Genomic DNA, 24,583 nt, shown 5'->3' on the forward strand with positions numbered 1-24,583 from the left:
ACACAACTCGCCTCCTGATGAACATCATCAGAGGCAGGGTAACGAAGGTGGGTCAATTTCGATGGCCAAGGTGGGTCATTTTTACATGGCCATCGACAACCGCACGCGTCACCCGTTCCGGCGGCGTCGTACGCGCAACCGCAACCGTGACCGTTTGCGTCGCCGCGTCGCAGCGCACGCCCGCTCGGGTGGTGCCGGGCATCCATACCAAGCGGTATGGCTTGCCTTCGAACCAGAGCGGTTGCGCTGCGGTAAGGCACGCAGCGTCTACCAGGGGCTTTCCGGGAGAAGGGTGGTGCGCCAGGCGCGTACGCTGCCGCGCGATCCATTCCCATTTGCTCAGGACGAAGTGGCGGATTGCGGTATCGGAAACGAAGCGCGGTGCGGAGACGCAGATCGTGCCGTCTTCGGGACGCACGCGCAAGTAGAGGTGTTTGATCGCTTTGCGGTAAACGGCGACCGTTTCTGATGCGACGGTGAGGGTGTGGTGGGGTTGGGTCATGAGTTGGTGCCGGCAGTCCGACTCGAACGGACGACCTACCGCTTACAAGGCGGTTGCTCTACCAGCTGAGCTATGCCGGCGGATGAGAAGCGGGGCGGATTATAGCATAGGGCGTACGACATCACGCTAACGTTGGGCGACCCATTCGTGCGCGTGCCATCCGACCAAGGTTCGGCGAGTCTTGCTGAACTCTACGCCAAGCTCGATCACACGGGCAACACCTGGCTTGCCGCGATAGGGGGCGGCATAGTCACGCGCCTGGATTTGGGCCATGGCTTCTCCTGTGGCAGCCTCCCCGGAAACCACTTTGAATTCGATCACCCAAATCGTCGCACCCGCCTCGATCACGAGGTCGACCTGCCCTGCTTCACTCACCGCTTCCGCTTTGAGCGGTAACCCTAGGCTAGCTAGGTGACTGTAGCAGACGCTCGCAAAATACCCTTCATACTGGGCGATCGGGTTGTTGCGGTACCAGTCGTGCGGTATCGAAGCGAAAAGGCGGACGAAGTGGTGGTGCAGGCCCTCGGAGTCACCCTGTTGCAACATCCGGACGATTTGGGTGAGGCTCTCACCCGGACGGGAAGGAAGAAGCACGTGGGTTAGCGCTTGGTTGAGTGCCGTGCGCACTTCGGTGTTGGGCAGCGTGAGCTCGTACTCGATGAGCCCTCCAGCCGAGTGTGCGTCGGCAATGGTGAGGTAGCCGGTCTGCCAAAGGAGTGCTTCGGGTTCGATCGCTTCGACGTCGAACGACGACAAGAGCGCTTCGGTGGCAAAGAGGCGTTCGAGCCGTGGCGTGAAAAAGGCGCGCTCTTTGAGCAGTTCGACCAGGAAGGTTGGCGTGCCGCTTTCGAACCACCACGGACGGAATGTGCGGAAACGCAAAAGCTGCAGGACGTCGAACGGGTTGTAGACCCGAGCATTGCTGCCCCACCAGTAGCCGTTGTACCAGGCGCGCACCTCTGAACGGGAAAGCGGGCGGCCCTCCTGCTCGGCAGCGATGAATTCGGGGGCGAAAACGGTGTCGAGATCGGTTTCGGTGTAGCCGCAAAGGGTTGCGAACTCATCGATCAACGTGATATCTGCCAGGTTGTTGAGGCCTGAAAAGAGACTCACTTTACTGAATTTGCTGACCCCTGTCAGAAACACGAAGTGGAGATCGGCGTCGCGCTCTTTGAGGACGCTGTAAAAATTACGCAACCGTTCGCGCATCACAGCGGCAAGGTCCGGGCGGGTGATGTGGTCGAGTATCGGCTTGTCGTATTCGTCGACCAGCACGACCGTGCGTTGGCGATACGCCTCGGCAGCGGCGGTGATCAGGTCGGCAAAGCGCTCCGCGATGCCGTGCGCCCGGCTGATCGGCACATTGAGTCGCGCCGCGTTGGCATCGAGCTGCCAAGCGATCGCCTCATCGAGCTCTTCGGGGGAATGGCGAATGCCTTGGCCGAACGAGATGCGCACCACGGGGTAGCGCTTCGCCCAGTCCCAATGGTCCGCGAGGTACAGCGCTGGCCGCGGTGCCGTGCCGTCGCTACCGTCGTGGGCGGTGAAAAGCGCTCGTTCGCCAGCAAAGGCCGCAGCCAGCGTGTCGAGGAAGAGCGATTTGCCAAAGCGCCGCGGGCGGGAAAGGAAGTAGTAATTGGCGCCTTCAGCCAGCGCGGCGATGAAGGGTGTCTTGTCGACATAGTAGAACCCGCCTTCCCGAATTTTTCGGAAAGACTGGATTCCGATCGGTAGCTTTAGCCGCGTGGGGGGACGGCTCATCAGCGACACCCTTCCTCTCCTACCGATTGTAGAGCGAATCGGTCTGGCTACGCCGACTTCACCGGAATTTTGCCGATTTTGACCCGCCACTCCTGCGGACCGCGTTCATGGACGTTGTTGCCCGCGCTATCGACCGCGACGGTCACAGGCATGTCTTGGACTTCGAATTCGTAGATCGCTTCCATACCCAAGTCTTCGAACGCAACGACGCGGGCTTTCTTGATCGCTTTCGCCACCAAGTACGCAGCGCCACCCACCGCCATCAGATAGGCGGCTTTGTGGTCACGGATTGCGGCGACCGCTTCCGGGCCGCGTTCGGCTTTGCCCACCATCGCGATCAACCCGGTCTTTTCGAGCATCATGCGGGTGAATTTGTCCATACGGGTTGCGGTGGTGGGGCCGGCAGGGCCGACCACTTCACCGGGAACGGGGTCGACGGGGCCCACGTAGTAGATCACCCGGTTGGTGAAATCGACCGGTAGCGGTTCGCCTTTGGCCAGGAGATCGGCGAGGCGTTTGTGCGCGGCGTCGCGGCCGGTGAGCAGTTTGCCGGAAAGAAGCAGGATATCGCCTGCCCGCCACGTCGCTACCTCTTCTTTGGTGAGGGTGTCGAGAGCGACCCGTTTGGCCTGTTTGACGTCTGGGGTCCAGGTGATCGCAGGCCAATCTTCGAGACGTGGTGGCGTGAGTTGCGCTGGGCCAGAGCCGTCGAGCGTGAAATGGACGTGGCGCGTTGCGGCGCAGTTGGGAATGAGCGCCACTGGCAAACTTGCAGCGTGCGTGGGGTAGTCGAGGATCTTGACGTCCAGTACCGTCGTGAGCCCGCCAAGCCCTTGTGCGCCGATTCCCAAGGCGTTGACCTTTTCGTAGAGTTCCAAACGCAGCGCTTCGACGGTGGAGAGGGTTTCGCCCTTCGCCGCCTTTTCTTGCAGTTCGTGGATGTCGATGTGTTCCATCAACGCCGCTTTCGCAAGCAGCATCGCTTTTTCGGGCGTACCGCCGATGCCGATCCCCAGAATCCCTGGCGGGCACCACCCGGCGCCCAGAGTTGGGACGGTCTTGAGCACCCAGTCGACGATCGAGTCGGACGGGTTGAGCATCGCCAGTTTTGCTTTGTTCTCCGAACCGCCACCTTTCGCGGCACAGATCACTTCCACGGTGTCACCGGGCACCAGTTCGAAGTGGACGACCGCGGGGGTGTTGTCACGAGTATTTTGCCGTTTGCCCGCCGGGTCACGCAGGATCGAGGCGCGCAGCGGATTTTCGGGATTGGTGTAGGCGCGCCGAACCCCCTCGTCGACCAGTTCCTGCAGGCTTTTCGTGGTGTCGAAGCGGACATTCATCCCCACTTTCAGAAAAACGACGGCGATTCCGGTGTCCTGGCAGATGGGGCGGTGTCCCTCGGCGGCCATGCGCGAGTTGGTCAGGATTTGGGCGATGGCGTCCTTGGCCGCTGGGTTTTGTTCGTTTTCGTAGGCTTCGGCCATCGCCTGGACGAAATCCAGGGGATGGTAGTAACTGATGAATTGGAACGCGTCGGCAATCGATTCGATGAAGTCGGCTTCGCAAATGGTGGTGGTCATCGGTGCACTCCCTGGTTGTACTGCCCGCGATTGTATCGAAAACGCCACCAACGCACGATCGCTTGTCGTGTGTAAGGTTGCTGTAAGATAATGCCGATACATTGATTTTTGTTCCACAAGTGAGAGGGAGTGTCAGGCCATGAGCGAACAAAAGCTCTACTACCCGCCAGAAGCATTGGTCAAAAATGCTGCGGTCTCGGGGATGGACCACTACCGCCGGCTCTGTGAAGAGGCGGAACGGGACTACGAAGGGTATTGGGCCAACCATGCGCGTAATCTATTGACCTGGAAAAAACCGTTTACCCAGGTTCTGGACGAATCCAACGCGCCGTTCTTCAAGTGGTTTGCCGACGGGGTGTTGAACGCCTCGTACAACTGTCTGGACCGCCACGTCGAAGCGGGGAAAGGTGACCGTGTCGCGATCATCTTCGAATCGGACGATGGCCAGGTCACGAAAGTCACCTACGCGGAATTGTTGAAGCGGGTTGCGCAGTTTGCCAATGCGCTCAAAGCGCTGGGCGTAAAAAAAGGCGACCGCGTTGTGATCTACCTTCCGATGGGCGTCGAAGGGGTGGTGGCGATGCAAGCGTGTGCGCGCATCGGCGCAACCCATTCGGTCGTGTTCGGTGGCTTCTCGGCGCAGGCGCTCAAAGACCGCATCCAAGATGCCGGCGCGAAAGTGGTCGTCACCTCCGACGGTCAGTTCCGCGGCGGTAAGCAGTTGCCGTTGAAAGCGATCGTCGATGAGGCGATCGGCATGGGCGGGTGCGACACGGTCGAGAAGGTGATCGTCAATAAACGCACCGGCATGGCAATCAATTGGGTAGAAGGGCGCGACTTGTGGTGGAGCGACGCGATTGCAGGGCAAAGCGACGTGTGCGAGCCCGAGTGGGTCGAAGCCGAACATCCCCTCTTTTTGCTCTACACCTCCGGCTCGACCGGGAAGCCGAAGGGGGTACAGCATTCCACCGGCGGGTACCTCACCCACGCGGCGCTTACAATGCTCTGGACCTTCGATTACAAACCGGAGGACATCTTCTGGTGTACCGCGGATATCGGCTGGATTACCGGTCACACCTACGGCTGTTACGGGCCGCTTGCGGTGGGCGCCACCCAGGTTGTCTTCGAAGGGGTGCCCACCTACCCGGATGCCAGCCGCTTCTGGCGGATGATCGAAGCGCACAAGGTTTCGATCTTCTATACCGCGCCAACCGCAATCCGGGCGCTCATCAAGGCGTCGGAGAGCAACCCGGACGTGCATCCCAAGCGTTTCGACCTCTCGTCGCTGCGGATCCTCGGTTCGGTCGGCGAGCCGATCAACCCGGCGGCGTGGGAGTGGTATTACCGCGAAGTAGGGGGCGGACGGTGCCCGATCGTCGATACCTGGTGGCAGACCGAAACCGGCGGCCATATGATCACGCCGTTGCCCGGTGCCACGCCGCTTGTGCCCGGTTCGTGCACGCTGCCGTTCCCGGGGATTCAGGCTGCGGTGGTCGATGAGACGGGGAACGAAGTCCCGTGGGGTCAGGGCGGCTTCCTGGTGATCAAGAAGCCGTGGCCGTCGATGATCCGTACCATCTGGGGCGATCCGGAGCGCTTCAAGAAGTCCTACTATCCGGCGGACTTCCAAGGCAAGCTCTACTTGGCAGGAGACGGTGCGATTCGTGACCCCGAAACCGGTTACTTCACCATCACGGGCCGGATCGACGACGTGCTCAACGTCTCAGGACACCGGATGGGGACGATGGAGATCGAATCGGCGCTGGTGGCGCACGAACTCGTTGCCGAAGCGGCGGTGGTCGGTCGCCCGGACGAAGTCACCGGCGAGGCGATCGTCGCGTTCGTCGTGTTGAAACGGCCGCGCCCCGAAGGGGAAGAAGCCGCGCAGATCGTCAAAGAGCTGCAGAACTGGGTGGCGAAAGAGATCGGGCCGATCGCCAAACCGAAAGAGATCCGTTTTGGCGACAACCTGCCGAAGACCCGTTCCGGGAAGATCATGCGCCGCTTGCTGCGCCAGCTCGCGAAGGGCGAAGCGATCACCCAAGACACCTCGACGCTCGAAAACCCGGCGATCCTCGAGCAGCTCAAAGGCTGACGAACAGATGGAGGAGGGCGGGCGAAAGGCCCGCTTCACAAAGAGGAGATTACCCCCGGCCGCACGGCCGGGTTTTTTTGCCGCTTGCCGGTACGCTATCCTGCGACCAACGGACGACCGGTGTCATCCTACCTCGATGTTATCGATCAACCGCGTCGTCCCCAAGCGGGCCGCGCCCAGGACGACGAGGGGTTCTGTGGCCAAATCGGGCGGGGTGCAGCAAGGTGGCTGCAAGTCGTGTTGCCGCCGGATCGCAACGTAATCCGGTTGCCAGCCGTGGCGGGCGAGCGTTGCAGTCGCTTCTGCTTCCAGCGCGGCGTAGGTACCTTGACCCGCACGGAGGGCATCCGCGGTGGCTTTGAGCACCTGGAAGAGCCGCGGCGCTTCCTGCCGTTCCGCTGGCGAGAGGTAGGCGTTGCGAGAAGAGAGCGCCAATCCGTCGTCGGCACGAACGGTCTCACCTGCTTCGATGGTGATCGGCAACGCGAATTGTTCCACCATGCGGCGCAGGATCATCAACTGTTGGTAATCTTTCTTGCCAAAGAGGGCGATCGTGGGTTGGATGATCGCTAAGAGCTTCATCACGACGGTAGCAACACCGCGGAAGTGCCCCGGACGTGCGGCTCCTTCCAGAATCGCGGCGTAGCGTTCCGGGGGTTCGACGAAGAACTGCTGCGGTTCCGGGTACATTTCCGCGACGTCGGGCGCAAAGAGATACGGCACGCCAACCGAGTGCAACAGCGCCGCATCGCGTTCGAGCATCCGCGGGTAACGGCCGTAGTCTTCGTTTTGACCGAATTGCAGCGGGTTTACGAAGATGCTCACCACCACGTTGGGCGTGCGTGCGAGCGCTTGCCGTGCGAGCGCCAAATGGCCTTCGTGCAGCGCGCCCATCGTCGGGACGAAAGCGACCTCACCAAGCGTGGCGCGGCATTCCCGCCAAGCGCGGGTCGTCGTGAAGGTCTGTAACGTGCGGTCCATCACCCCTCCGTGCGTCGTCGGATCGGTTCGATGTTTTGCGGCACCGCGTCAGTAACAGTGCGCTTCCGTGGGAAACGCGCCGCTTTTCACGGCGTTGACGTACGCGGCAACCGCAGCGTGGATGCTTTCTGCGCCGGCAAGGAAGTTTTGTACGAAACGGGCTTTGCGTCCCGGAAAAATGTCGAGGATGTCGTAGAGGACGAGCACTTGCCCGTGACATTCGGGGGCGGCGCCGATGCCGATCGTGATCATTTCGTCGGTGCGGCGGGTGACCTCTTTTGCGACCGCGCGCGGCACCATTTCGAGCACGATCATCGCCGCACCCGCAGACTCCAACGCTGCGGCTTCGAGATAGAGCCGTTCGGCTTCCGCTTCCAAGCGCCCTTGCACCCGGTACCCGCCCAGTTGGTTGACGGCTTGCGGGGTAAAGCCGATGTGGGCGCAGACCGGGATACCGCGTTCGACCAGGAATTGCACGGTATCGACCATCGGCATGCCCCCTTCGAGCTTCACCATCTGGGCGCCAGCAGCCATCAGTTGCGCCGCGCTCGCGAACGCCTGTTCGGGGCTTTGCTGGTAACTGCCGAAAGGTAGGTCTGCGACGATGAAGGGGCGGTGCGCGCCGCGCGCGACACACGCCGTGTGGTAACACATCTGCTCGAGGGTCACCGGTAACGTCGTCTTGTGCCCTTGAATGACGTTGCCCAACGAATCGCCGACCAGCAGGACATCGACGCCGGCACGATCGAGCAGTGCGGCAAACGCGGCGTCATAACAGGTGAGCATCGCGATCTTCTCACCGTTTTCACGCATGCGTTGCAAAGTGGTCAGAGTTACGGGTGATGCTTTCTCTGCAGCGTTCATCGCGGTGGCTCCCGGGTTGGGTTGCGCATAGGGTGTCATTGTGCCAAAGCCTCTATCGGTTGCAAACGTGTCGATTCGGGTGCGGCAAGCGGTGCGATCCGAGTAATCGGCTGCGCCGCTACGGCCGGTAGGTAGTCGAGTAACCGTCCCAGGCCCGGTGCGGTCAGGTCCGGGGCCAGCTCCAACAGTGGCAACAGCACGAACGCGCGCTGGTGAAGCCGCGGATGGGGTACGGTCAGGTGCGGCAAGCAATAGCGTTCGTTGCCGTAGAGGAGTAGATCGAGATCCAGCGTCCGCGGCGAATGGTAGCCCGTGCGGATGCGGCCGAAACGCGCTTCGAGCGCGAGTAACGCAGCAAGCAGCGCCTCGGCATCGAGCTGGGTACGCAGCGCCGCAACCGCGTTGTAGTAGTCGGGTTGCGGGGCATCGACCTCGATCGCGCCGCTGCGGTAGAGGTGCGAGAGCGCGATCACTTCGGTGCGGGGCAGCAGGGTGAGGCGCTGTACGGCGGCAGCCAGTTGCCCGGGGGCGTCCCCCAAGTTCGCGCCAAGGCCGACATAGGCCGTGACGAAAGGGTTTTGGGTCATCACGCCTCCTTGCTCGGTGTCGCAACGGGTGGCGCCGCATCCGTTTGTGCGACGGCAGCGTCCGCGGAGCGCGGTTTCGCTTTCTTGCGGCGCCGGCGTTTTTTCTTGCCAGGGGCGTTTCCCTGTTGCACGGCGCGGATCAGTTCGGCGCGTTCGGCTTCGCTGGCGTGGGCGAAGCGTTCCCACCACATGCCCAGCGCTTCGGGCACTTCGCCGGCGCGGACCCGCAACATCAGGAAGTCCCATGCCGCTCGGTAACGCGATTGTGTAAGCAGCCGGTACGGGTATTTCCCCGTCCGTTTCTCGAACCGGGGTTGCAGCAACCAAAGTTCCCGCATGTCGGCAGCCATCGCGCGCGTCAGCGCGAGCGCCGCGAAATCTCCGGAAAGGACTTCGTCGCATGCCGCTTGCAGTGCCGGCACGCGGGGCAGTCCGGCCTGTTCCCCGGCAACCCACGCTTCACGCACCACCGGCCAGAGCATCGCGCCAAGCGTGAACGCGGGGGAAACCGGTTTTCCCTCGTGAATTCGCCGGTCGGTTGCGTCAAGCGCGATCTCGAGAAACGTACGGTAGTGGGGCACGGCAAGCAACCGCTCTACCGGCGCGAGAGCGTGTTCGGCCAATCCCTCTTCCTGCAGGCGCGCCAGGCAGTGCAGGGCGCGACCGGAAGTAAGGACTTTGAAGAGTTCATCGACCAACCGTGCTTGGGGAACGTTCGCAAGAAGCGGCGCAAGGCGGCGCAGTGGCGCCCGTGCGGCCGCATCGATCGTCAAGCCGAGCTTCGTGGCCAGGCGCACGGCACGAAGCATCCGCACGGGGTCTTCGCGGTAGCGCTTTTCGGGGTCGCCGATCATCCGCAGCACACCCGCTTGCAGGTCACCCACGCCGTGGTGGAAGTCGTGGATCACGCCTTGAATCGGGTCGTAGTAGAGCGCATTCGCGGTGAAGTCGCGGCGCAGCGCGTCCTCTTCGATGGTGCCAAAGACGTTGTCTTCGAGAATACGGCCATGTTCGTCCGTGGCCAGCGCGTTGGGGTCGACGTGGGCGCGAAACGTGGTCACTTCGACCGTTTCCCGTCCCGCATAGACATGGACGATGCGAAAGCGGCGGCCGATGATCCGGGAACGGCGGAAAAGGGCGCGCACCCGCTCCGGGGGCGCGTCGGTCGCGATGTCGAAATCTTTGGGTTTTCGCCCCAAAATCAGGTCGCGCACCGCGCCGCCGACGATCAATCCCTGATGGCCGTTGCGTTGCAGCGTTTCACACACCCGCCGTGCCGCAGGGGAGATCTGCTCCGGGGCGATGCCGTAGTGCGCCGCGTTCAATACCGCAAGTTTCGGGCGCGGAGCGATTTTAGCGGTGAGTGTGCGCAAGATTTTGCGAATCATCTTTCCCTCGGCTCCCGGAACGAGACGATACGCCAGCCGTTACGCTGCGCGGCTTCCCGCAACGTCGGATCGGGATCGACCGCGATCGGCTCATCGACGCGGGTAAGGAGCGGCAGGTCGTTGTGCGAATCGCTGTAGAAGCGGATCGTCGTAAACGAATTCCACCAATAACCCAGCGACTCCAGCCACGCCTCGACGCGCGCGATCTTGCCCGCTTGAAACGCCGGTGTGCCGCGGCAGCGGCCGGTGAAACAGCCGTGTTCCACCTCGGGGATCGTCGCGATCAGGTGTTCGATACCGAACGCGCGGACGATCGGGCCGGTGACGAAGGCGTTGGTCGCGGTGACGACCGCAACGAGGTCACCGCGCGCACGGGCCGCTGCGACTTCGGCTTGCGCGCGCGGCAACATCATCGGGCGGACGACCGTCTCGAGGTATTCGGCGCGCAGCGCTTCCAACGTTTCCCGATCGTGGCGCGCCAGGGGGGCGAGTTGAAACGCCAAGAAGGCGTCGATGTCGAGCGTACCGGCCAGATAGTCGTCGTAGAACTGCTGGTTTTTCGCTTCGTGCAGCTCGCGGTCGATCAAGCCTTTGCCGATGAGGAATTGGGCCCAGTTGAAGTCGGAGTCACCGGCAAGTAGCGTATTGTCCAGATCGAACAGGGTCAAATCCATCGTTCAGGGTTCCTGTGAAATCAGTTGCCACACCGCTTTGACGAGCGGTGCGGTGATCGGTTTGCCCCGGCGCAGGCTCTCTTCGCTGGCGGCTTCGAGTACCAGCAAGAGCTCGGGAATGGCCCGCGACGCATGGGTGAGCAAAAAGCGCACGGCATCGTCGGAAATCGCTACCCCCCATTCTGCGGCACGTCTCGCGATGAGGCGCGCCCGCCCTGTGTCGTCGAGCGGCGTTACCGGCAGGAGGGGAAGCAGCGCCAACCGGGTGCGCAGATCTTCCCGCAAAGGCAATTGATGCGGCGGGGCGTTCGCCGCGACCAACCACCGCTGCTTGAGGCGTTCGGCGCGGTTGAACGCATGAAAGAGCGCCTCTTGTGCCGCGGCGTCCGCCGCGTCGAGATCGTCGAAGAGGACCACGGCACCCGACAATTGCGGTGGCGGTTCAAGAAACGGTTCGCGCAACGGGCAGTAGCAGGCGACGTTGCCGTTACGGCGCACCGTTTCCGCGACGGCGTGCAACAGGTGGCTTTTGCCGCTTCCCGCTGGCCCCCAAATCGCGAGATGAGGGGTGGTCACCCCCGGCATCGGTTCGTTTACGGCAAACCGTTCGAGCGTCGCAACGAGCGCTTCGTTGCCCAGCGGTTCGAAATTGTCGAAGCGTTGGGGCAGAGGGTCGAAAAGATCCAGTAGCAGTTGCACCGGCCGGGTGTCTCGCGTCTCGGTAACCGTTCGTCGTACAATTCGGAAAGTGCGAATTATCGCCGTGACCAACCATTTCTGCAAGGGAGCCGAACGTGGCGGGATTGACTTATCGGGATGCCGGTGTCGATATCGACGCTGGGGACGCGCTCGTTGACCGCATCAAACCTTGGGCCGCGCGGACGATGCGGCCAGAAGTGCTTGCCGGTATCGGCGGCTTTGGGGCGCTCTTCGCTTTGGGGCAGCGCTATCGCGATCCCGTGCTGGTTTCGGGGACCGACGGTGTTGGTACCAAGCTGAAATTGGCGTTCGCGTGGGATCGTCACGACACCGTCGGCCAAGACCTGGTGGCGATGAGCGTCAATGACATCCTGGTGCAAGGGGCAGAGCCGCTCTTTTTCCTCGACTACTTCGCGTGTGGTCGGCTCGACGTCGGGGTTGCCGAACGGGTGGTCGCCGGTATCGCTCAGGCGTGCGAAGCGTGTGGGTGCGCGCTGATCGGCGGGGAGACGGCAGAGATGCCCGATATGTACCCCGATGGCGAATACGATCTGGCCGGTTTCGCGGTGGGGGTGGTCGAGCGCGCGCAGCTGCTCGATGGCAAGAACGTGGCACCAGGGGACGTGGTGCTTGGGTTGGGCAGTAGCGGCGCCCATTCCAATGGCTATTCGCTCATTCGCAAGATTTTGGCCCGTGCGGGATTGGGGGATGACCCAGAGGCGGACGCGAACGTGCTCCTCGACGGTCGGCCGCTGCGCGACGCAGTGATGGCGCCCACTCGGCTCTATGTCAAGAGTATCCTCGCCGCGCTCGCGGCGCACCGCGACGCGATCAAGGCGCTGGCGCACATCACGGGCGGCGGATTGACCGAAAACCTGCCGCGCGTGTTGCCGCAGGGTACGGCGGCTGAGATCGAGCGCAACGGGTGGCCACGCCCGGAACTCTTCCAATGGCTGCAAGCGCACGGAGATGTTGCCGACGATGAGATGCTGCGTGTTTTCAACTGCGGCATCGGTATGACGGTGGTGGTCGACCCCGGTGCCGCGGATGCGGTTGCGGCAACCCTTGCGGCAATGGGGGAAAGGGTTTACCGGATTGGCGCGATCGTCGCGCACGAAGGGGCGCCGCACGTGCGGTACGTCTGATCGCCGATGCGCGGTTGGGGGATTTTTGCGGTGGCGCTGCTCGCCACCACAGGGGGGATGGGTGCGCCCACCTTGCCGTGGGCGGGCGCGCTTGCCTGGCTATTGACGCCGTGGCTCTTTCCGCAGCTCGACGCGCGGCAAAAGCGCACCGTCGGCGCGCTCTTGGGAATCGGTCTGCTGCTTGCGCTCTCGGCAGCGGCGACGGGGCATTCCGTGGCGTGGGCGAAAATGCTCACTCAAAATACGCTCCTGATCGCGATGCTCGCCAGCGTCACCTTTTTGCAGTTGGTCGCGCCAGCGCCGCCTGCGGTGCGTGCGGAAACGTGCCCAGCACCGCCGTGGCGGCGGCTGCTGCAAGTGGTGAGCGCGGTGCACCTCATCGGTGCCGTGATCAATCTTTCGATGGTCGTGATCACGGTCGAACAATTGGTCAAGCGATCGCACGCGCCGCTCCCGGAGCCGATGGCGCGGGCGCTGGCGCGCGGGTTCCTCGCCGCGGCGTTGTGGTCTCCGTTCTTTGCCGCGATGGCGGTGGCGATCACCTACGCACCCGGTGCGTCGCTTGCTGCGATCGCGCAGTATGGCGCGCCGCTGGCTGTCGTGTTGATTGCGTTTTCGATTGCCGAGATCGTCCGCCGTTATCCCGCCGAAGCATTGGCATCGTTGCCCGACTATCCGTTGACGCCACGGCAGTTGTTTTTGCCGTTCGCGATGTCAACGCTGGTCGTCGTGGGGCATGAATGGCGTCCGGATTGGGCGATGCTTTCGGTGATCAATCTTGCCGCAATGGGGTTGCCGTTCGTCGTGTTGCTGGTTCGCGCCTCGGCAGCGGATTGGCAACATACGCTCTACCACCATATCGTCGAGCGGTTGCCCTTGATGCGCGGGGAGTTGCTGCTTTTCCTTGCCGCAGGGGTGTTCGCCGTGGGCATCGAGTCGTGGCTGCCGGTGATCGGCCACTGGTTACCCGTTGCCCGTTTCGATTGGGTCGTGGCCGCCTTGACTTTGGCCGGGATGATCGCGCTTGCCTCCATTGGCGTTCATGCGGTGATCACCATCACCATCGTCAGTTCGTGGTTCGCGCCGCTGGCACCAGACCCTGTCGTGCTTGCGCTCATGTTCTTGGGTACGTGGGCACTGGGGTTGGCGGTGAACCCCCTTTCGGGGGTCCATCTGTTACTGGAAGCGCGCTTCGGCCTCTCTGCAGTCCAGCTCGCCCGGGGCAACTGGCGTTATGCGATGATCGGCTACGCTTTGGTGGTCGCAGCGATCGCAGTCCGGCAAAGCCAGGCGCTGGCTTTGGCAATCAGCTGAGGGTCACACGGATCGAGCACCGTGACGCGTGGCCAGCGGTTCGTGAATTGCCGCAACCAGGTCAGTTGCCGTTTCGCCAGTTGGCGTGTCGCCGCAATGCCTGCCGCGATCATTTCCGTTTCGCTCAGTTGCCCGTCCAGATAGGCCCAAACCTGGCGGTAGCCCACTGCGCGCATCGACGGATGTTCCGCAGTCAAGGCTGGGCGCTGCCGGAGTGCCGCCACTTCCGCGACGAACCCGGCGGCCAGCATTTGGTGAAATCGTGCCGCGATCCGGTCGTGCAGCCAAGTCCGTGACCCGGGAATCAACGCCAAAAGGGTCAGTCGATCGCGCGGCGCTTGTGCTTGGTGCTCGGCCAGCACCGCTGCCATGGGTTTGCCCGTGGTCAACACCACTTCGAGGGCGCGTTGGATGCGTTGCCGGTCGTTCGGCGAAAGCCGTGCCGCCGTTTCCGGATCGTGTTCCGCAAGCCAAGCATGGAGTTTCGGCCACCCTTCGCGTGCGGCGCGTGCGTCGATTTCGGCGCGTAGCGTGGCGTCCGCGGCAGGCAAAGCCGCCAAGCCTTCGTGCAACGCCTTGGCGTAGAGCATCGTACCGCCAACCAACAGCGGGATCCGGCCGCGTGCAGCAATCTCTGCCGCTACCCGCTCGGCGTCGGCGACGAAACGCCCGGCTGTGTAGGTTGTTTCGGGTTCGACGAGATCGATCAGGTGGTGCGGACACCGGGCCCGTTCGGACGCATCCGGCTTCGCGGTTCCAATCGTCATGCCGCGATAGACCAGCGCCGAGTCGACGCTGATCACTTCGACGGGAAAGCGTTCGGCCAGCGCCAGCGCGAGGGCTGTCTTCCCGCACGCGGTCGGACCGAGGATCGCCGGTAGGGGGAGGGGGGATGCAGTCGTCGTCACGGGGGTAATGGTACCCGATCGCTAGGTGGGCAGCGCGCCCAGGGCGTGGAGAAAGCGCTCTGCCCACGACAACCCATCGGCGAACAGTTGCTGCATCGCCGTCCCCAGCGCGGGAAAGACGGCCCAGAGCGCCAAGAAACCGATCGTGATCGTGATCGGAAACCCGATGGCGAAGATGTTGAGTTGCGGCGCGGTGCGGGTGAGAAAACCCAGCGCGATATTGGTGAGCAACAGAGCTGCGGTAACGGGGAGCGCGATCATGAACGCGGTGGTGAAGAGGATCGCGGGCACTTGCACCGCAACCGCCCACCCGGCTTCCCATGCCCAAGGACCGCCAAGCGGTGGCAACCATTCGAAGCTCCGCGCCAGCGCCAGAATCAGCATCAAATGACCGTCCAGTGCCAAAAAGAGAAGGGTGGCGAAAACCCCGATGAACTCGTTGAGGACTGGGGTCTGTGCGCCGCTCGTCGGGCTGAAGAAAACGGCGAACGACAGCCCCATTTGGAACCCGACGAACGCTGCAGCGAGATCGATCGCTGCGAAGATGAGGCGCAGGAAAAAACCGATCGCGATACCGATGAGGATTTCGCTGACGATCGCGGGCAGAATCAGCCAGGAGCCGAGCGGTAGCGGCTTGAGAAGCGGCGCGAGCGTGGGCGCAAGCACCAAGGTTACCGCAAGCCCCAGCGCCAGGCGAACGCGGGTGGGAACCGCACGGTTCGAAAAGACCGGGGCGGCGGTGAGGAGCGCCAGCACGCGAAACAAGGGTAGCCCATAAAGGGCGAGCCACGTGCTCCATTGCGTTTCCGAGAGGGTGAGCATCGGGGGACTTTTCCCTGGAGGCGCTGCGACCAGCCTGATAGGCAAGCAGCCGCAGGATGTGGATCAGGAAAGGAGTAGTGGCAGATCGGTCATCAGACGCGTCATGAAATCGGTGATCGTCTGTCCCATCCAGGGGCCCATGAAGACCAAGGTGGCGACCACCGCAACGAATTTCGGAATGAACGTGAGTGTCATCTCGTTGATCTGCGTTGCGGCTTGGAAGATACTCACCAGCAACCCCGTGAGCAGCGCCGCCAGAAACGGCGGTGCTGCAAGGAGCAGCGTCGTGATCACGGCGTCCCTGGCCAAATCGAACAGCGCAGCATGCATCGCTTTTCTCCTAAAGACCAAAACTGCGAACGAGCGAACCAACCAACAGCGTCCAGCCGTCGACCAGCACGAAGACCAGGAGTTTGAACGGCAGCGCGACCAGGATGGGTGAGACCATCATCATCCCCATCGACATCAACACCGACGCGACGATCATGTCGATGATGAGAAACGGCAAAAAGATCACGAAGCCGATCTGAAACGCGGTTTTCAATTCAGAGGTAAGAAACGCGGGCACGATCACACGCAGCGGCAGCGACTCAGGTTTTTCGACCGCTGGGGTTTGTGCCAAATCGGCGAAAAGCCGCAGATCGTTTTCACGAACTTGCGCCAGCATGAACGCTTTGAGCGGCTCCGCGGCTTTTTCTGCGGCCGCCTCGAACGGCAGCGTATCGTTCTGGTAGGGTACCCACGCTTCTTGGTAGATGCGGTCGAAAACGGGCGCCATGATGAAGAAGGTGAGAAAGAGCGCGATGCCGATCAGCACCTGGTTGGGGGGCGAGGTTTGGGTTCCCAACGCCATGCGCAGCAGCGACAGCACGATGATGATGCGGGTGAAACTCGTCATCATCAGCAACGCCGCGGGAAGGAACGTGAGTGCGGTAAGGAGCAGCAGCGTCTGCACGTTGAGCGAATAGCTCGACGTGCCGTTGGGTTGCGGCGTCACGGTCGCGAGCGGAATGCCCTGTTGCGCGAGTACCGGGTGACTGATCAGGAAGAGCGCGCAAGCCATGAAGAACACGGCAAACCACGAAACGTGTCGACGGCGCTTCGTCACGGTTTGCTCGTGCCCGAATGAATGCCGCATCGGTACCGTGGGGCGGTTATTCCGGTTGGCGATGGGTGTCATCGCGGCCCTCGTCTTGCGGTTGGGGGATGGATTCTTTTGATGTGACGTCCGCAGAGGGTGCAGAGCGCCTGTGCTGAACGTTCGCGATCGTCTGGGCAAAACCCTTGTGCCACAGCGGGGTGATCTGTTGTGGTGTCACGCCCACGAGCACCCGTTCGCCTTCTACTTCGAGCAGGACCACCCGTTCTCGGGTGCCTACGGCAATGGCGGTGACGACGCGCAATTGCCGGTTACCGCTCGCGCCGCCGGGGCGACGCTTCAGCCATTGGCTGACTCCCCACGCCACCACCACCAACAAAACCAACACGCCGATCAGCCGCACAAGCGGCGCCCACTGTGGATCCCAGTTCATCGTGTCGCTCCTTCTGCGTTGCCATTGTCGCGCGTGCCTCCGCCAGATGGTGGGGAGAAAAAGGGGGAAAAACACACCTTTTTTACAGCACTATTTCCTTTCGTGCCTTTTGTGGGAAAATGGCGCAGAACACTCGCAGCAAGGCAAGGAATCGCTGATGGCAATCGAGCTCTTCAACAATGGTGAGCACGTCGTGCTCGGGTTCTACGACTTGGTCGATGAAGAACGCAACCACGCGGTGCAATGCAACCAATTCCTGGTGATCGACGCGCACCATGCAGCGCTCTTCGACCCCGGCGGCAATATGACCCATACGGGTCTGTTGATGGGAATGTCCAAATATTGCCGGCCGCAAGATATCGACTATATCTTCGCGTCCCACGCCGACCCGGACATCATCGCGTCCGTCAATAAATGGCTGATCACCTCGCACGCAAAGGTGTACATTTCGAACCTGTGGACGCGGTTCGTGCCCCATTTCACCACAGGGAAAGATTACTCCGACCGTATTCTGGGAATTCCCGACGAGGGAATGCGAATCCCGCTCGGCAACAGCGAAGTCATCGCGCTGCCGGCACACTTCATGCACGCGGAAGGGAACTTCCAGTTTTACGATCCGGTCGCGAAAATCCTCTTTTCTGGCGATTTGGGCGTTTCGATCGTCGACCATAGCCAAGCCGCGAAACCGGTGGCCGATTTCGACGCACATATTCCCAAGATGAGCGCGTTTCACCGGCGCTATATGGTGTCGCAAAAGATCCTGCGCTATTGGGCGAACATGGCGCGCTCACTCGAGATCGAAATGATCGTGCCGCAGCACGGGCAACGATTCGAGGGCAGAGCGATGGTCCAGCGGTTCATCGATTGGGTGGAATCGTTCCCGTGTGGCGTCGACCTGATGACGCAGGACAACTACCGCGTGCCCCGCTGATCGGTCGACGCACCACGCAGCATGGGCGCGCTTCGCCTCACGGCAAGCGGCGGATCCGTTCCAGATAGCTGTCGTTGTCCGGCATGCGGCCAGCGCGTTGCGCTTCGAAGAGCGTCACGCCCAGCGCTTCGACCAGATCGTGCAACGCTTCGTGCGGATCGCCACGCTTTTTCACCCGGGCAGCGTAGAGCGCCTTGATGCCAGGCGGTTGGTCGATCGCCAACTGTTCGGCTACGGCCAAATGCAGCGTCAAATGCAAAAAGGGGTTGACGCCGCCATCTTCCGGTGTGTAATCGCGAAAAAGCCGCGTTTCATCGTCAAAGAGTGCAAAGTAGTCCGGGTGGAGCGCGATCACCTCGGCGGCAACCGCCTGCATCGGTTCGAGCGGTAATCCGGCCCGCCACCGGCGATAGCTCTCGGCCAGAAAACGGCGGACATCGTCCCGGGATGGTTGAAAGAGCATCACGCCTCCTCTGTGGTAAGCGGTTGCAGCGGGACCGACTTTTCGGGGTAGCCGCACAAATCGGCAACCAAGCACTGCGCGCACTGGGGGCGCCGCGCCGTGCAGGTGTAGCGCCCGTGCAGGATCAACCAATGGTGCGCATGGCGGCGATACGGTTTGGGCACGCGCGCCATGAGCCGATCTTCCACTTCCCGAACGGTTTTGCCCGGTGCCAGCCCCATCCGGTTGCTGACACGAAAGATGTGGGTGTCAACCGCGATCGTTTCTGCTCCGAAGAGCGTATTGAGCACGACGTTCGCGGTCTTACGCCCGACACCCGGTAGGCTTTCCAGGTACGCGCGGTCGTTGGGGACTTCGCCGTGACACTCCGCGCAGAGCCGCTCGGCAAGGCGCTTCAAATTGCGCGCTTTGCTTTGGTAAAGGCCAATCTTCCGGATGTGTGCGGCAATTTCCGCTTCGGAGAGCTGCGCCATCGAACAGGCGTCGGGTGCGACCGCAAAGAGGGTTTGGGTAGCGGCATTGACGCTTTTGTCCGTTGCCTGCGCAGAGAGCACCACTGCAGCCAAGAGCTGGAAGGGGTTGCCGTAGTGCAGTTCGGTGGTCGGCTCCGGGTTGTTGGCTTGCCAGCGCGCAAAAGCCTCCGCCACCGCGGCGTCGCTCATCAGCGCAGCGGTCACGCCTCACCCCCGACGGGCGTTGGTGCAGCGGGCGCGGATGCCGCCAAAGTGCGTTTTTTCGTTCGCGCTTTTTGCCACGCGGTGAGCGCGTTGTGCGCAGCGACCAAAAAGCCCAGCACGATGAACGCGCCCGGCGGCAACATCGCCAACAGGAACCCCCGCGACGTCTCGCCGAACAGCGTAATCGCGGACCAAGACGGCACGATCCATTCGATTCCGGCAAAGAGCGTCCCTTGTCCAATGATCTCACGAATCGCACCGATCAGCGCCAACACCCAGACGAGCCCCAACCCCATCATCAATGCGTCCAACCCTGCGTAATCTGGGCGATTTTTCGCGGCGAACGCCTCGACGCGCGCCAACACGATGCAGTTGGTAACGATCAGCGGCACGAAAATGCCTAAAACCAAATAGAGGGAATGGAAATAGGCATTCATCAGGAGGTCGACCACGGTCACCAACCCCGCGATGATGAGAATGAAAACGGGAATTCGGATCTCACGCGGGATCACATGACGCAATACCGCAACCGCGGTACTGGCGATCATCATCACGACAACCGTAGCCAACCCCAAACTGACCGCGTTCACGAAACTGGTACTGACCGCGAGCGTCGGACACAGCCCCAGCATTTGGATCAACGCCGGATTCTGTTTCCAGAGCCCATTTACGCCCAATTCGTTGGCGATCGTTCCATGGCCGTTCATGGTTGGTTCCCTTTCTCGTCGTTTCCGCGTTCGCGATTGGCTAACGCGACCAATTGTGCGAAGGCGCTGCTCGCCACCCGCGCGCCGCGCTCGATTGCCATCGTTGCGGCGCGAGCGCTGATCGTCGCACCCGCGTGCGCATCGACGAATCCGCCGTCCTTTTTCACCCGCCACGGAGTTGGGTGCGCGGCGATCGCTATCCCTGAGAACTGCGTGATCCAGGGGCGCGTTTTGTTGCGATCGCGCTCTGGGTCGATATAGTCGCCAAGCCCCGGCGTCTCATGGTGTTGGGTGACGCGGGCGCCCATGAGTTCCCCGCTTTTATTGACCGCGACGATCACGACGACGTCGCCACCGTACCCTTGTCGGCTTCTTGCCGGCACGATCACCAGCTCGGGTTCGGCCTCACGAAAGACCACGTACCCTTTGGCCGGCGGGTTGAGATCGAGCGCCTTCGTGATCGCTTCAGGTAACGTTATCTCGCGGATGGTGCGCGCAGGAGGAGACGGTGGGACGAGTGCCCGAACCAGTCGCAGCTCTTCTGCTTGAATCGCTGCTGCAATCGGCGCGCGGGTCAGTTGGTAGGCGCCACTCATCAGCAGCGTAAACGCCGCGGCAAACAGGGTCAAGAGCAACGACGAGCGGAGCACCGCTTGCCAAACGGTGGGTTGGGTAGCCGACGTCATGGGTGGTCCTCCCCAAAGACGCGCGGTTGGGTCTTCATCTCGATCCATGGGGCCGCCAGATTCATCAGCAGAACCGCAAACGCGACCCCGTCCGGAAATTGTCCGAAATGGCGGATCAAGAAAACGAGCAGCGCAGCGCCCGCAGCGAACACCCATTGCCCGCGTGGCGTGACCACCCCGCTCACCGGGTCGGTGATGATGAAGAATGCGGCCAGCATCGTGCTGTACGCGAAGAGATGGACCCACGGGGGCGCGAACCGTTCTGGGGCGACCAGCCAGGCGAGGGTGGACAGAACCCCCAAGGTCAGAAGAAACGCAAAAGGAAGGCGTCCCGGGATGATCCCCCGAAGCCATAAGAGGAGGCCACCCGCCAGGAACGCCACTGCGATCCACTCGTACCCGGCACCCGAGAGGGTACCGAAAACGGGCGAACGCCCCAAGAGCTCACTAACCGCCTGGCCACTATGGACCGCGGTCCGGAGCGTGTCCAACACGGTCGCGCTCGCCAGTGCATCGACGTTGGGGGTTCCAAGGAAGCTGGCCCATTGCCACGCAACGGGTGTCGTTGGTAACGGCCAGCGCGAGAGCTCTGCTGGAAACGAAACGATCAGCGCCGCAAAAGCGACCATCGCCGGGTTGAACGGGTTTTGCCCAATGCCACCATAAAGCTGTTTTGCGACCCCGATCGCAATCACGATTCCCAATAGCGTCAACCACCACGGAACGGTTGCGGGCAAAGCAAGGACCAACAACCAAGCGGTGACGAGCGCCGAAAGGTCGGTGATCGCGGAAACCACCGGTCTTCGCCGCACCCACAGCAGCAGCGCTTCGACGGCAACGGCGGCGACGCTGGCCAAGAGCAATTGCGCCAACAGCACCGGGCCGAAGAAAATCACGTGGAGCACGATCGCTGGAATGAGCGCAAGCAAAACCCATCCCATCACGCGGGTGACACTCACCGGTGCGCGCCAATAAGGTGCCGTGATCATTCCCGATTCTCTCCGGAAGGTTCTGTCGCCTCTGCAGCCCGTTTCGCACGGGCGCGCGCCAGCGCCGCTTCAACGAGCGCCTTTTTTCGTGCAGCGGCATCGTTTGCATCCGGTGCGGATGGCGAAGCGGCGCCATCGCGGTCGTTGGTGCCACTTGCGGTCGCTTCAGCGTGAGACTCTTGCGCTTGCGCTTCGAGTCGTCGCTTCGTTTCGGCGGCTTTCGCGGCAGCGCGCGCCGCTTTTTCCGCTTTTTCCCGTTCCAAGCGGTAATTGCGGAATTCGAAACGGGCTTTCGATTGCTGGGCTTTGCTTTTTTCCCGTTCGCGCTCCCAAATCTCGCTTTTGGCGTAACGGTAGTAATCGACGAGCGGGATGTGCGCGGGGCAGACATAGGCGCAGCAGCCGCATTCGATGCAATCGAACAGGTGAAACTCCTGCGCTTTGCCGAATTGTTGCGCCCGGGCGAACCAATAGAGCTCCATGGGTTCGAGACGCGCGGGGCACACCGGCGCGCAGGCACCGCAACGAATGCACGGCTGTTCCGGCGGCGGTGGCGGGAAGAGCGCCGGCGATGCGGCAATGATACAGTTACTCCCTTTGAGGATCGGTGCGTCGAGGTCGGGAATCGCAAAACCGGTCATCGGCCCGCCCAAGAGGTAGCGATCGACCTCTGGTTTGGGTGCCATCTCTGGGATGAGTTCCGCAATGGGATGACCGATCCGAACCCAACGGTTGCCGGGATTGTCCGCGGCACCCGTCAGCGTGACGACGCGCTCGAGTAACGGTTCGCCGTAGGTGAGCGCACGATGGACGGCGCGCGCGGTGCCCACGTTGAACACCAACACCCCGAATTCGGCCGAAAGGTGACCGTAGGGCACCTCGATGCCCGTCAGGCGTTCGATCAGCTGTTTTTCCCCGCCGGCTGGGTAGATGGTCGGGATCGCCACTACGGTGACCGTGCCATGGTTGGCCGCGGCGGCTTGCATCGCCGCAATGGCTTGGGGTTTATTGTCTTCGATACCGATCAAAATCTCTTGTGCGTGAATGGCAGCGGCCAGGTCGCACGCGCCTGCGACGATTTCGCTCGCATGTTCGCGCATCAGCCGGTCGTCACACGTGATCCAGGGCTCACATTCGGCTCCGTTGATGATGAGGGTTTTTACCGGGCTCGACGCCACTTTGGCGTGTGAAGGGAACGCTGCGCCGCCCAATCCTGCTAGCCCCATCTGTTGGAGGAAGTCGCGAATGCGATCCGTGTCGTCGCAAGCGCCCCGATACGGTGTGGGTTCGATCGCCTCATCTTTGCCGTCGGGTTCGATGAAGTACGCCAGCGCGGGCAACCCTGAGACATGGGTCATCGGGTATTGCCCCAGATCGCGAATCACACCTGAGGTCGGCGCGTGCACTGCGACGCCAAATTTCCCTTCGGACTCACCGATTTTTTCCCCTTTCCGTACCCGGGCACCGATATCGACGATCGGTCGTGCAGTGAAGCGAGGATTGACCCGAAGCGGAACGATGTAATGCGATGGCATCGCGACGTTTCGGATCGGAATGTCGGCGGTCTCCTGCTTGTGGTAATCGGCAAAAGCGATCCCCCCGTCGATCGGGTAAAGCTTCCGCCCCGAAACCGGGTCGACTAATGTGTTCGCCGCTGACGAGGTCAGCCAGGAAAACCACCTCATACCGTCTCCGTCGTTTTTCTTTCCGATGACCCCGTCGGCTTGGGCCACTTCCAGGTTTCCAGCGATTCGGGGATCGGCTCCATCGTGATGCAGTCAACGGGGCACGGCGCAACGCACAATTCGCACCCGGTGCACTGCGCGTCGATCACAGTGTGCATCTGTTTTGCTGCGCCGACGATCGCATCGACCGGGCACGCTTGGATGCACAACGTGCACCCGATGCAGCGGGTCTCGTCGATGACTGCGACGGATTTAGGTTTCGCAGCCGCTTCCTCTTGCTCGAGCGGTTTGTATTCCCGACCCAAGAGTTCCGCCAGGCGGCGCACCCCTTCATCGCCACCGGGGGGGCACCGGTTGATGTCCGCTTCTCCTTTCGCGATTGCTTCGGCGTAGGGACGGCAGCCCGGGTACCCGCACTGGCCGCACTGCGTTTGCGGCAAAATGGCGTCGATCTGATCGACGATCGGATCCCCTTCGGCACGAAACCGCACGCTTGCCCAGCCCAAGATGACACCGAGCACCAGTGCGATTCCGCCCATCACCAAGAGCGCGGTTAGCATTCGCATTTCCTTTTTTTCGTCAACGATCGAGTCCGGCAAAGCCCATAAATGCCAGACTCATGATTCCCGCGGTGATCAGCGCGATCGCTGTCCCGCGAAAGGGGGTGGGAACGTCGGCGCCTTCGAGTCGCTCACGAATGCCGGCAAAGAGCACCATCACCAGCGTAAACCCGGCCGCAGAAGCGGCGCCAAACAACAACGACTCGATGAAATCGTACTGCCCGGCAACCGCCAGCAACGGAACTCCCAAGACCGCACAGTTCGTCGTGATCAACGGGAGATAAATGCCCAGTACTTGATGGAGCAACGGGCTCGTCTTCTGGATCACGGCTTCCGTAAATTGCACGATCGCCGCGATGACCACGATGAACGAGAGCGTGCGTAGGTACTGTAGCTCGAACGGTTCAAGGAGGTAGGTCTCGATCAAATAGCTGCATCCCGAAGCGAGCGTCAGCACGAAAAGCGTCGCCAGCCCCATGCCCACCGACGTGTCGACCTTTTTCGACACCCCCATGAAAGGGCAAAGCCCCAAGATGCGGACCAAGACGACGTTGTTGACGAGCGCTGCGCCAATTACCAGTAAGAGATAGTGTGCCATCGGGCAGACCTGACATGACTCGCGAACCTACCGATTATCCCCCCCTCCTGCGCGCAATTCAAGCGTTATGCCAGTACGGCATTCACTTCGATCCGTTCGTATGGTTTCGAAGTCGGGGGCTGCGGCGACCTCGCTTCTCTTTCCCAATCAAGCGCGCGCTCTTGTTCTTGTCGTTACAGGCGATACAAAACCCAGGGAAAAGCACCGGAACCGGCAAAAGCAACGGCGCACTGTGATGATACGTTCTCCGTGTTGACATGCGTCAATGAACCCGTATAATCGCGCCTTCCCTTGCGCTGCGGTGCTTGAGCGGTGGAGTAGCAAGTGTTGCTAAAGCGTTGCGGTGCTGGGGGGTTGACGGAGTGGCGGGTAGTTTGATACAGTTCCGCTTCTGTCGCGAGGATGTTGGTTCTTTGACAATTTGGGATAGCC

At 61.8% G+C, this 24,583-nt stretch carries 27 protein-coding genes and 1 tRNA gene; 4 read left to right on the forward strand and 24 right to left on the reverse strand.

Annotation, left to right across the window (positions count from 1 at the left end; all coding sequences use genetic code 11):
* Nucleotides 1–52: 52 nt before the first annotated feature.
* From KUL93_RS09760 to KUL93_RS09775, 4 genes are all read right to left on the reverse strand, one after another.
* On the reverse strand, nucleotides 53–502 hold the full coding sequence (locus KUL93_RS09760; protein WP_217126864.1) for a YgjP-like metallopeptidase domain-containing protein: 450 nt from the start codon (nucleotides 500–502) through the stop codon (nucleotides 53–55).
* A 4-nt stretch (nucleotides 503–506) separates the two neighbouring features.
* Nucleotides 507–582: transfer RNA gene (locus tag KUL93_RS09765), tRNA-Thr, on the reverse strand.
* A 46-nt stretch (nucleotides 583–628) separates the two neighbouring features.
* A complete protein-coding gene (locus KUL93_RS09770; protein WP_217126865.1) occupies nucleotides 629–2,263 on the reverse strand; it encodes an ATP-binding protein in 1,635 nt (544 codons plus the stop codon).
* A 47-nt stretch (nucleotides 2,264–2,310) separates the two neighbouring features.
* Nucleotides 2,311–3,846 (reverse strand): fumarate hydratase, encoded by a 1,536-nt coding sequence (locus tag KUL93_RS09775; RefSeq protein ID WP_217126866.1) that lies wholly within the window; start codon nucleotides 3,844–3,846, stop codon nucleotides 2,311–2,313.
* A gap of 139 nt (nucleotides 3,847–3,985) precedes the next feature.
* On the opposite strand from KUL93_RS09775, the gene acs reads away from it, so the two are divergent.
* Complete coding sequence (gene acs / locus KUL93_RS09780; protein WP_217126867.1) at nucleotides 3,986–5,941, forward strand: acetate--CoA ligase; 1,956 nt, start codon at nucleotides 3,986–3,988, stop codon at nucleotides 5,939–5,941.
* Between the two features lie 123 nt (nucleotides 5,942–6,064).
* Here acs and panC read toward each other — a convergent pair whose 3' ends face one another.
* Genes panC through KUL93_RS09810 form a run of 6 tightly spaced genes read right to left on the reverse strand, consistent with a single transcriptional unit; the run spans nucleotide 6,065 to nucleotide 11,134 of the window.
* Nucleotides 6,065–6,922, reverse strand: coding sequence for a pantoate--beta-alanine ligase (gene panC, locus KUL93_RS09785; protein ID WP_217126868.1), 858 nt, complete (start codon nucleotides 6,920–6,922; stop codon nucleotides 6,065–6,067).
* A 48-nt stretch (nucleotides 6,923–6,970) separates the two neighbouring features.
* Nucleotides 6,971–7,786 (reverse strand): 3-methyl-2-oxobutanoate hydroxymethyltransferase, encoded by an 816-nt coding sequence (gene panB / locus KUL93_RS09790; protein WP_217126869.1) that lies wholly within the window; start codon nucleotides 7,784–7,786, stop codon nucleotides 6,971–6,973.
* Between the two features lie 35 nt (nucleotides 7,787–7,821).
* Entirely contained in the window at nucleotides 7,822–8,373 is a 552-nt protein-coding gene (gene folK / locus KUL93_RS09795) for a 2-amino-4-hydroxy-6-hydroxymethyldihydropteridine diphosphokinase (RefSeq protein WP_217126870.1), read from the reverse strand.
* Nucleotides 8,373–9,761, reverse strand: a complete 1,389-nt coding sequence (gene pcnB, locus KUL93_RS09800; protein ID WP_217126871.1) for a polynucleotide adenylyltransferase PcnB — start codon at nucleotides 9,759–9,761, stop codon at nucleotides 8,373–8,375. The genes folK and pcnB overlap by 1 nt, the downstream gene beginning before the upstream one ends.
* Nucleotides 9,758–10,435, reverse strand: a complete 678-nt coding sequence (locus KUL93_RS09805) for a histidinol-phosphatase (protein ID WP_217126872.1) — start codon at nucleotides 10,433–10,435, stop codon at nucleotides 9,758–9,760. Before KUL93_RS09805 ends, pcnB begins: the two co-directional genes overlap by 4 nt.
* A gap of 3 nt (nucleotides 10,436–10,438) precedes the next feature.
* Nucleotides 10,439–11,134, reverse strand: a complete 696-nt coding sequence (locus tag KUL93_RS09810; protein ID WP_217126873.1) for an HdaA/DnaA family protein — start codon at nucleotides 11,132–11,134, stop codon at nucleotides 10,439–10,441.
* 95 nt (nucleotides 11,135–11,229) lie between these two features.
* Between KUL93_RS09810 and purM the strand changes: the two genes are divergently transcribed.
* Together purM and KUL93_RS09820 are read left to right on the forward strand one after the other, a co-directional pair.
* On the forward strand, nucleotides 11,230–12,279 hold the full coding sequence (gene purM, locus KUL93_RS09815; protein WP_217126874.1) for a phosphoribosylformylglycinamidine cyclo-ligase: 1,050 nt from the start codon (nucleotides 11,230–11,232) through the stop codon (nucleotides 12,277–12,279).
* 6 nt (nucleotides 12,280–12,285) lie between these two features.
* Nucleotides 12,286–13,593: a hypothetical protein gene (locus KUL93_RS09820; protein WP_217126875.1), complete on the forward strand. Its 1,308-nt coding sequence runs from the start codon at nucleotides 12,286–12,288 to the stop codon at nucleotides 13,591–13,593.
* Here the strand turns inward: KUL93_RS09820 and miaA are convergent.
* From miaA to fliO, 5 genes are all read right to left on the reverse strand, one after another.
* Entirely contained in the window at nucleotides 13,527–14,501 is a 975-nt protein-coding gene (gene miaA, locus KUL93_RS09825; RefSeq protein ID WP_197713644.1) for a tRNA (adenosine(37)-N6)-dimethylallyltransferase MiaA, read from the reverse strand. The genes KUL93_RS09820 and miaA overlap by 67 nt on opposite strands.
* 21 nt (nucleotides 14,502–14,522) lie before the next feature.
* The gene (gene fliR, locus KUL93_RS09830) at nucleotides 14,523–15,323 is read right to left on the reverse strand and encodes a flagellar biosynthetic protein FliR (protein ID WP_217126876.1); all 801 of its coding nucleotides are present in this window, start codon (nucleotides 15,321–15,323) and stop codon (nucleotides 14,523–14,525) included.
* Between the two features lie 63 nt (nucleotides 15,324–15,386).
* Nucleotides 15,387–15,653, reverse strand: a complete 267-nt coding sequence (fliQ, locus tag KUL93_RS09835) for a flagellar biosynthesis protein FliQ (RefSeq protein WP_119335565.1) — start codon at nucleotides 15,651–15,653, stop codon at nucleotides 15,387–15,389.
* A gap of 10 nt (nucleotides 15,654–15,663) precedes the next feature.
* Nucleotides 15,664–16,386: a flagellar type III secretion system pore protein FliP gene (fliP, locus tag KUL93_RS09840; RefSeq protein ID WP_217126887.1), complete on the reverse strand. Its 723-nt coding sequence runs from the start codon at nucleotides 16,384–16,386 to the stop codon at nucleotides 15,664–15,666.
* Between the two features lie 91 nt (nucleotides 16,387–16,477).
* Entirely contained in the window at nucleotides 16,478–16,855 is a 378-nt protein-coding gene (fliO, locus tag KUL93_RS09845) for a flagellar biosynthetic protein FliO (RefSeq protein ID WP_217126877.1), read from the reverse strand.
* A gap of 157 nt (nucleotides 16,856–17,012) precedes the next feature.
* On the opposite strand from fliO, the gene KUL93_RS09850 reads away from it, so the two are divergent.
* Nucleotides 17,013–17,786, forward strand: a complete 774-nt coding sequence (locus tag KUL93_RS09850; protein WP_217126878.1) for an oxygen-binding di-iron domain-containing protein — start codon at nucleotides 17,013–17,015, stop codon at nucleotides 17,784–17,786.
* 37 nt (nucleotides 17,787–17,823) lie between these two features.
* On the opposite strand, the gene KUL93_RS09855 is transcribed toward KUL93_RS09850, so the two are convergent.
* From KUL93_RS09855 to KUL93_RS09895, 9 genes are all read right to left on the reverse strand, one after another.
* Nucleotides 17,824–18,249 (reverse strand): DUF1841 family protein, encoded by a 426-nt coding sequence (locus KUL93_RS09855; protein WP_217126879.1) that lies wholly within the window; start codon nucleotides 18,247–18,249, stop codon nucleotides 17,824–17,826.
* A complete protein-coding gene (gene nth, locus KUL93_RS09860) occupies nucleotides 18,249–18,911 on the reverse strand; it encodes an endonuclease III (RefSeq protein WP_249419416.1) in 663 nt (220 codons plus the stop codon). The genes KUL93_RS09855 and nth overlap by 1 nt, the downstream gene beginning before the upstream one ends.
* Before the next feature lie 11 nt (nucleotides 18,912–18,922).
* Nucleotides 18,923–19,633, reverse strand: a complete 711-nt coding sequence (gene rsxE / locus KUL93_RS09865; RefSeq protein WP_217126881.1) for an electron transport complex subunit RsxE — start codon at nucleotides 19,631–19,633, stop codon at nucleotides 18,923–18,925.
* Entirely contained in the window at nucleotides 19,630–20,319 is a 690-nt protein-coding gene (locus KUL93_RS09870; protein ID WP_217126882.1) for an RnfABCDGE type electron transport complex subunit G, read from the reverse strand. Before KUL93_RS09870 ends, rsxE begins: the two co-directional genes overlap by 4 nt.
* On the reverse strand, nucleotides 20,316–21,308 hold the full coding sequence (locus KUL93_RS09875; protein WP_217126883.1) for an RnfABCDGE type electron transport complex subunit D: 993 nt from the start codon (nucleotides 21,306–21,308) through the stop codon (nucleotides 20,316–20,318). The genes KUL93_RS09870 and KUL93_RS09875 overlap by 4 nt, the downstream gene beginning before the upstream one ends.
* Complete coding sequence (gene rsxC, locus KUL93_RS09880) at nucleotides 21,305–22,993, reverse strand: electron transport complex subunit RsxC (RefSeq protein ID WP_217126884.1); 1,689 nt, start codon at nucleotides 22,991–22,993, stop codon at nucleotides 21,305–21,307. Before rsxC ends, KUL93_RS09875 begins: the two co-directional genes overlap by 4 nt.
* Nucleotides 22,990–23,553: an electron transport complex subunit RsxB gene (rsxB, locus tag KUL93_RS09885; protein WP_217126885.1), complete on the reverse strand. Its 564-nt coding sequence runs from the start codon at nucleotides 23,551–23,553 to the stop codon at nucleotides 22,990–22,992. Before rsxB ends, rsxC begins: the two co-directional genes overlap by 4 nt.
* A 19-nt stretch (nucleotides 23,554–23,572) precedes the next feature.
* Nucleotides 23,573–24,151, reverse strand: coding sequence for an electron transport complex subunit RsxA (rsxA, locus tag KUL93_RS09890; protein WP_119335556.1), 579 nt, complete (start codon nucleotides 24,149–24,151; stop codon nucleotides 23,573–23,575).
* A gap of 173 nt (nucleotides 24,152–24,324) precedes the next feature.
* Nucleotides 24,325–24,583 (reverse strand): hypothetical protein (locus KUL93_RS09895; RefSeq protein ID WP_217126886.1); only part of this gene is annotated, 259 nt, incomplete at its 5' end.

The organism is Hydrogenophilus thiooxidans (genome assembly GCF_019049855.1).
In the GTDB taxonomy this organism is placed as follows: domain Bacteria; phylum Pseudomonadota; class Gammaproteobacteria; order Burkholderiales; family Rhodocyclaceae; genus Hydrogenophilus; species Hydrogenophilus thiooxidans.

What these genes read in the sequence shown, in the direction of transcription:
- fliR (WP_217126876.1), bottom strand. Translation starts at nt 15,323, where the DNA reads ATGCTCACCCTCTCGGAAACGCAATGGAGCACGTGGCTCGCCCTTTAT.
- folK (WP_217126870.1), bottom strand. Translation starts at nt 8,373, where the DNA reads ATGACCCAAAACCCTTTCGTCACGGCCTATGTCGGCCTTGGCGCGAAC.
- KUL93_RS09770 (WP_217126865.1), bottom strand. Translation starts at nt 2,263, where the DNA reads ATGAGCCGTCCCCCCACGCGGCTAAAGCTACCGATCGGAATCCAGTCT.
- fliQ (WP_119335565.1), bottom strand. Translation starts at nt 15,653, where the DNA reads ATGCATGCTGCGCTGTTCGATTTGGCCAGGGACGCCGTGATCACGACG.
- fliO (WP_217126877.1), bottom strand. Translation starts at nt 16,855, where the DNA reads ATGAACTGGGATCCACAGTGGGCGCCGCTTGTGCGGCTGATCGGCGTG.
- pcnB (WP_217126871.1), bottom strand. Translation starts at nt 9,761, where the DNA reads ATGATTCGCAAAATCTTGCGCACACTCACCGCTAAAATCGCTCCGCGC.
- fliP (WP_217126887.1), bottom strand. Translation starts at nt 16,386, where the DNA reads ATGGCTTGCGCGCTCTTCCTGATCAGTCACCCGGTACTCGCGCAACAG.
- KUL93_RS09775 (WP_217126866.1), bottom strand. Translation starts at nt 3,846, where the DNA reads ATGACCACCACCATTTGCGAAGCCGACTTCATCGAATCGATTGCCGAC.
- KUL93_RS09875 (WP_217126883.1), bottom strand. Translation starts at nt 21,308, where the DNA reads ATGATCACGGCACCTTATTGGCGCGCACCGGTGAGTGTCACCCGCGTG.
- acs (WP_217126867.1), top strand. Translation starts at nt 3,986, where the DNA reads ATGAGCGAACAAAAGCTCTACTACCCGCCAGAAGCATTGGTCAAAAAT.
- rsxC (WP_217126884.1), bottom strand. Translation starts at nt 22,993, where the DNA reads ATGAGGTGGTTTTCCTGGCTGACCTCGTCAGCGGCGAACACATTAGTC.
- KUL93_RS09850 (WP_217126878.1), top strand. Translation starts at nt 17,013, where the DNA reads ATGGCAATCGAGCTCTTCAACAATGGTGAGCACGTCGTGCTCGGGTTC.
- nth (WP_249419416.1), bottom strand. Translation starts at nt 18,911, where the DNA reads ATGAGCGACGCCGCGGTGGCGGAGGCTTTTGCGCGCTGGCAAGCCAAC.
- KUL93_RS09870 (WP_217126882.1), bottom strand. Translation starts at nt 20,319, where the DNA reads ATGACGTCGGCTACCCAACCCACCGTTTGGCAAGCGGTGCTCCGCTCG.
- KUL93_RS09820 (WP_217126875.1), top strand. Translation starts at nt 12,286, where the DNA reads ATGCGCGGTTGGGGGATTTTTGCGGTGGCGCTGCTCGCCACCACAGGG.
- rsxE (WP_217126881.1), bottom strand. Translation starts at nt 19,633, where the DNA reads ATGAACGGCCATGGAACGATCGCCAACGAATTGGGCGTAAATGGGCTC.
- panC (WP_217126868.1), bottom strand. Translation starts at nt 6,922, where the DNA reads ATGGACCGCACGTTACAGACCTTCACGACGACCCGCGCTTGGCGGGAA.
- KUL93_RS09855 (WP_217126879.1), bottom strand. Translation starts at nt 18,249, where the DNA reads ATGCTCTTTCAACCATCCCGGGACGATGTCCGCCGTTTTCTGGCCGAG.
- panB (WP_217126869.1), bottom strand. Translation starts at nt 7,786, where the DNA reads ATGAACGCTGCAGAGAAAGCATCACCCGTAACTCTGACCACTTTGCAA.
- KUL93_RS09805 (WP_217126872.1), bottom strand. Translation starts at nt 10,435, where the DNA reads ATGGATTTGACCCTGTTCGATCTGGACAATACGCTACTTGCCGGTGAC.
- rsxB (WP_217126885.1), bottom strand. Translation starts at nt 23,553, where the DNA reads ATGCTAACCGCGCTCTTGGTGATGGGCGGAATCGCACTGGTGCTCGGT.
- KUL93_RS09760 (WP_217126864.1), bottom strand. Translation starts at nt 502, where the DNA reads ATGACCCAACCCCACCACACCCTCACCGTCGCATCAGAAACGGTCGCC.
- rsxA (WP_119335556.1), bottom strand. Translation starts at nt 24,151, where the DNA reads ATGGCACACTATCTCTTACTGGTAATTGGCGCAGCGCTCGTCAACAAC.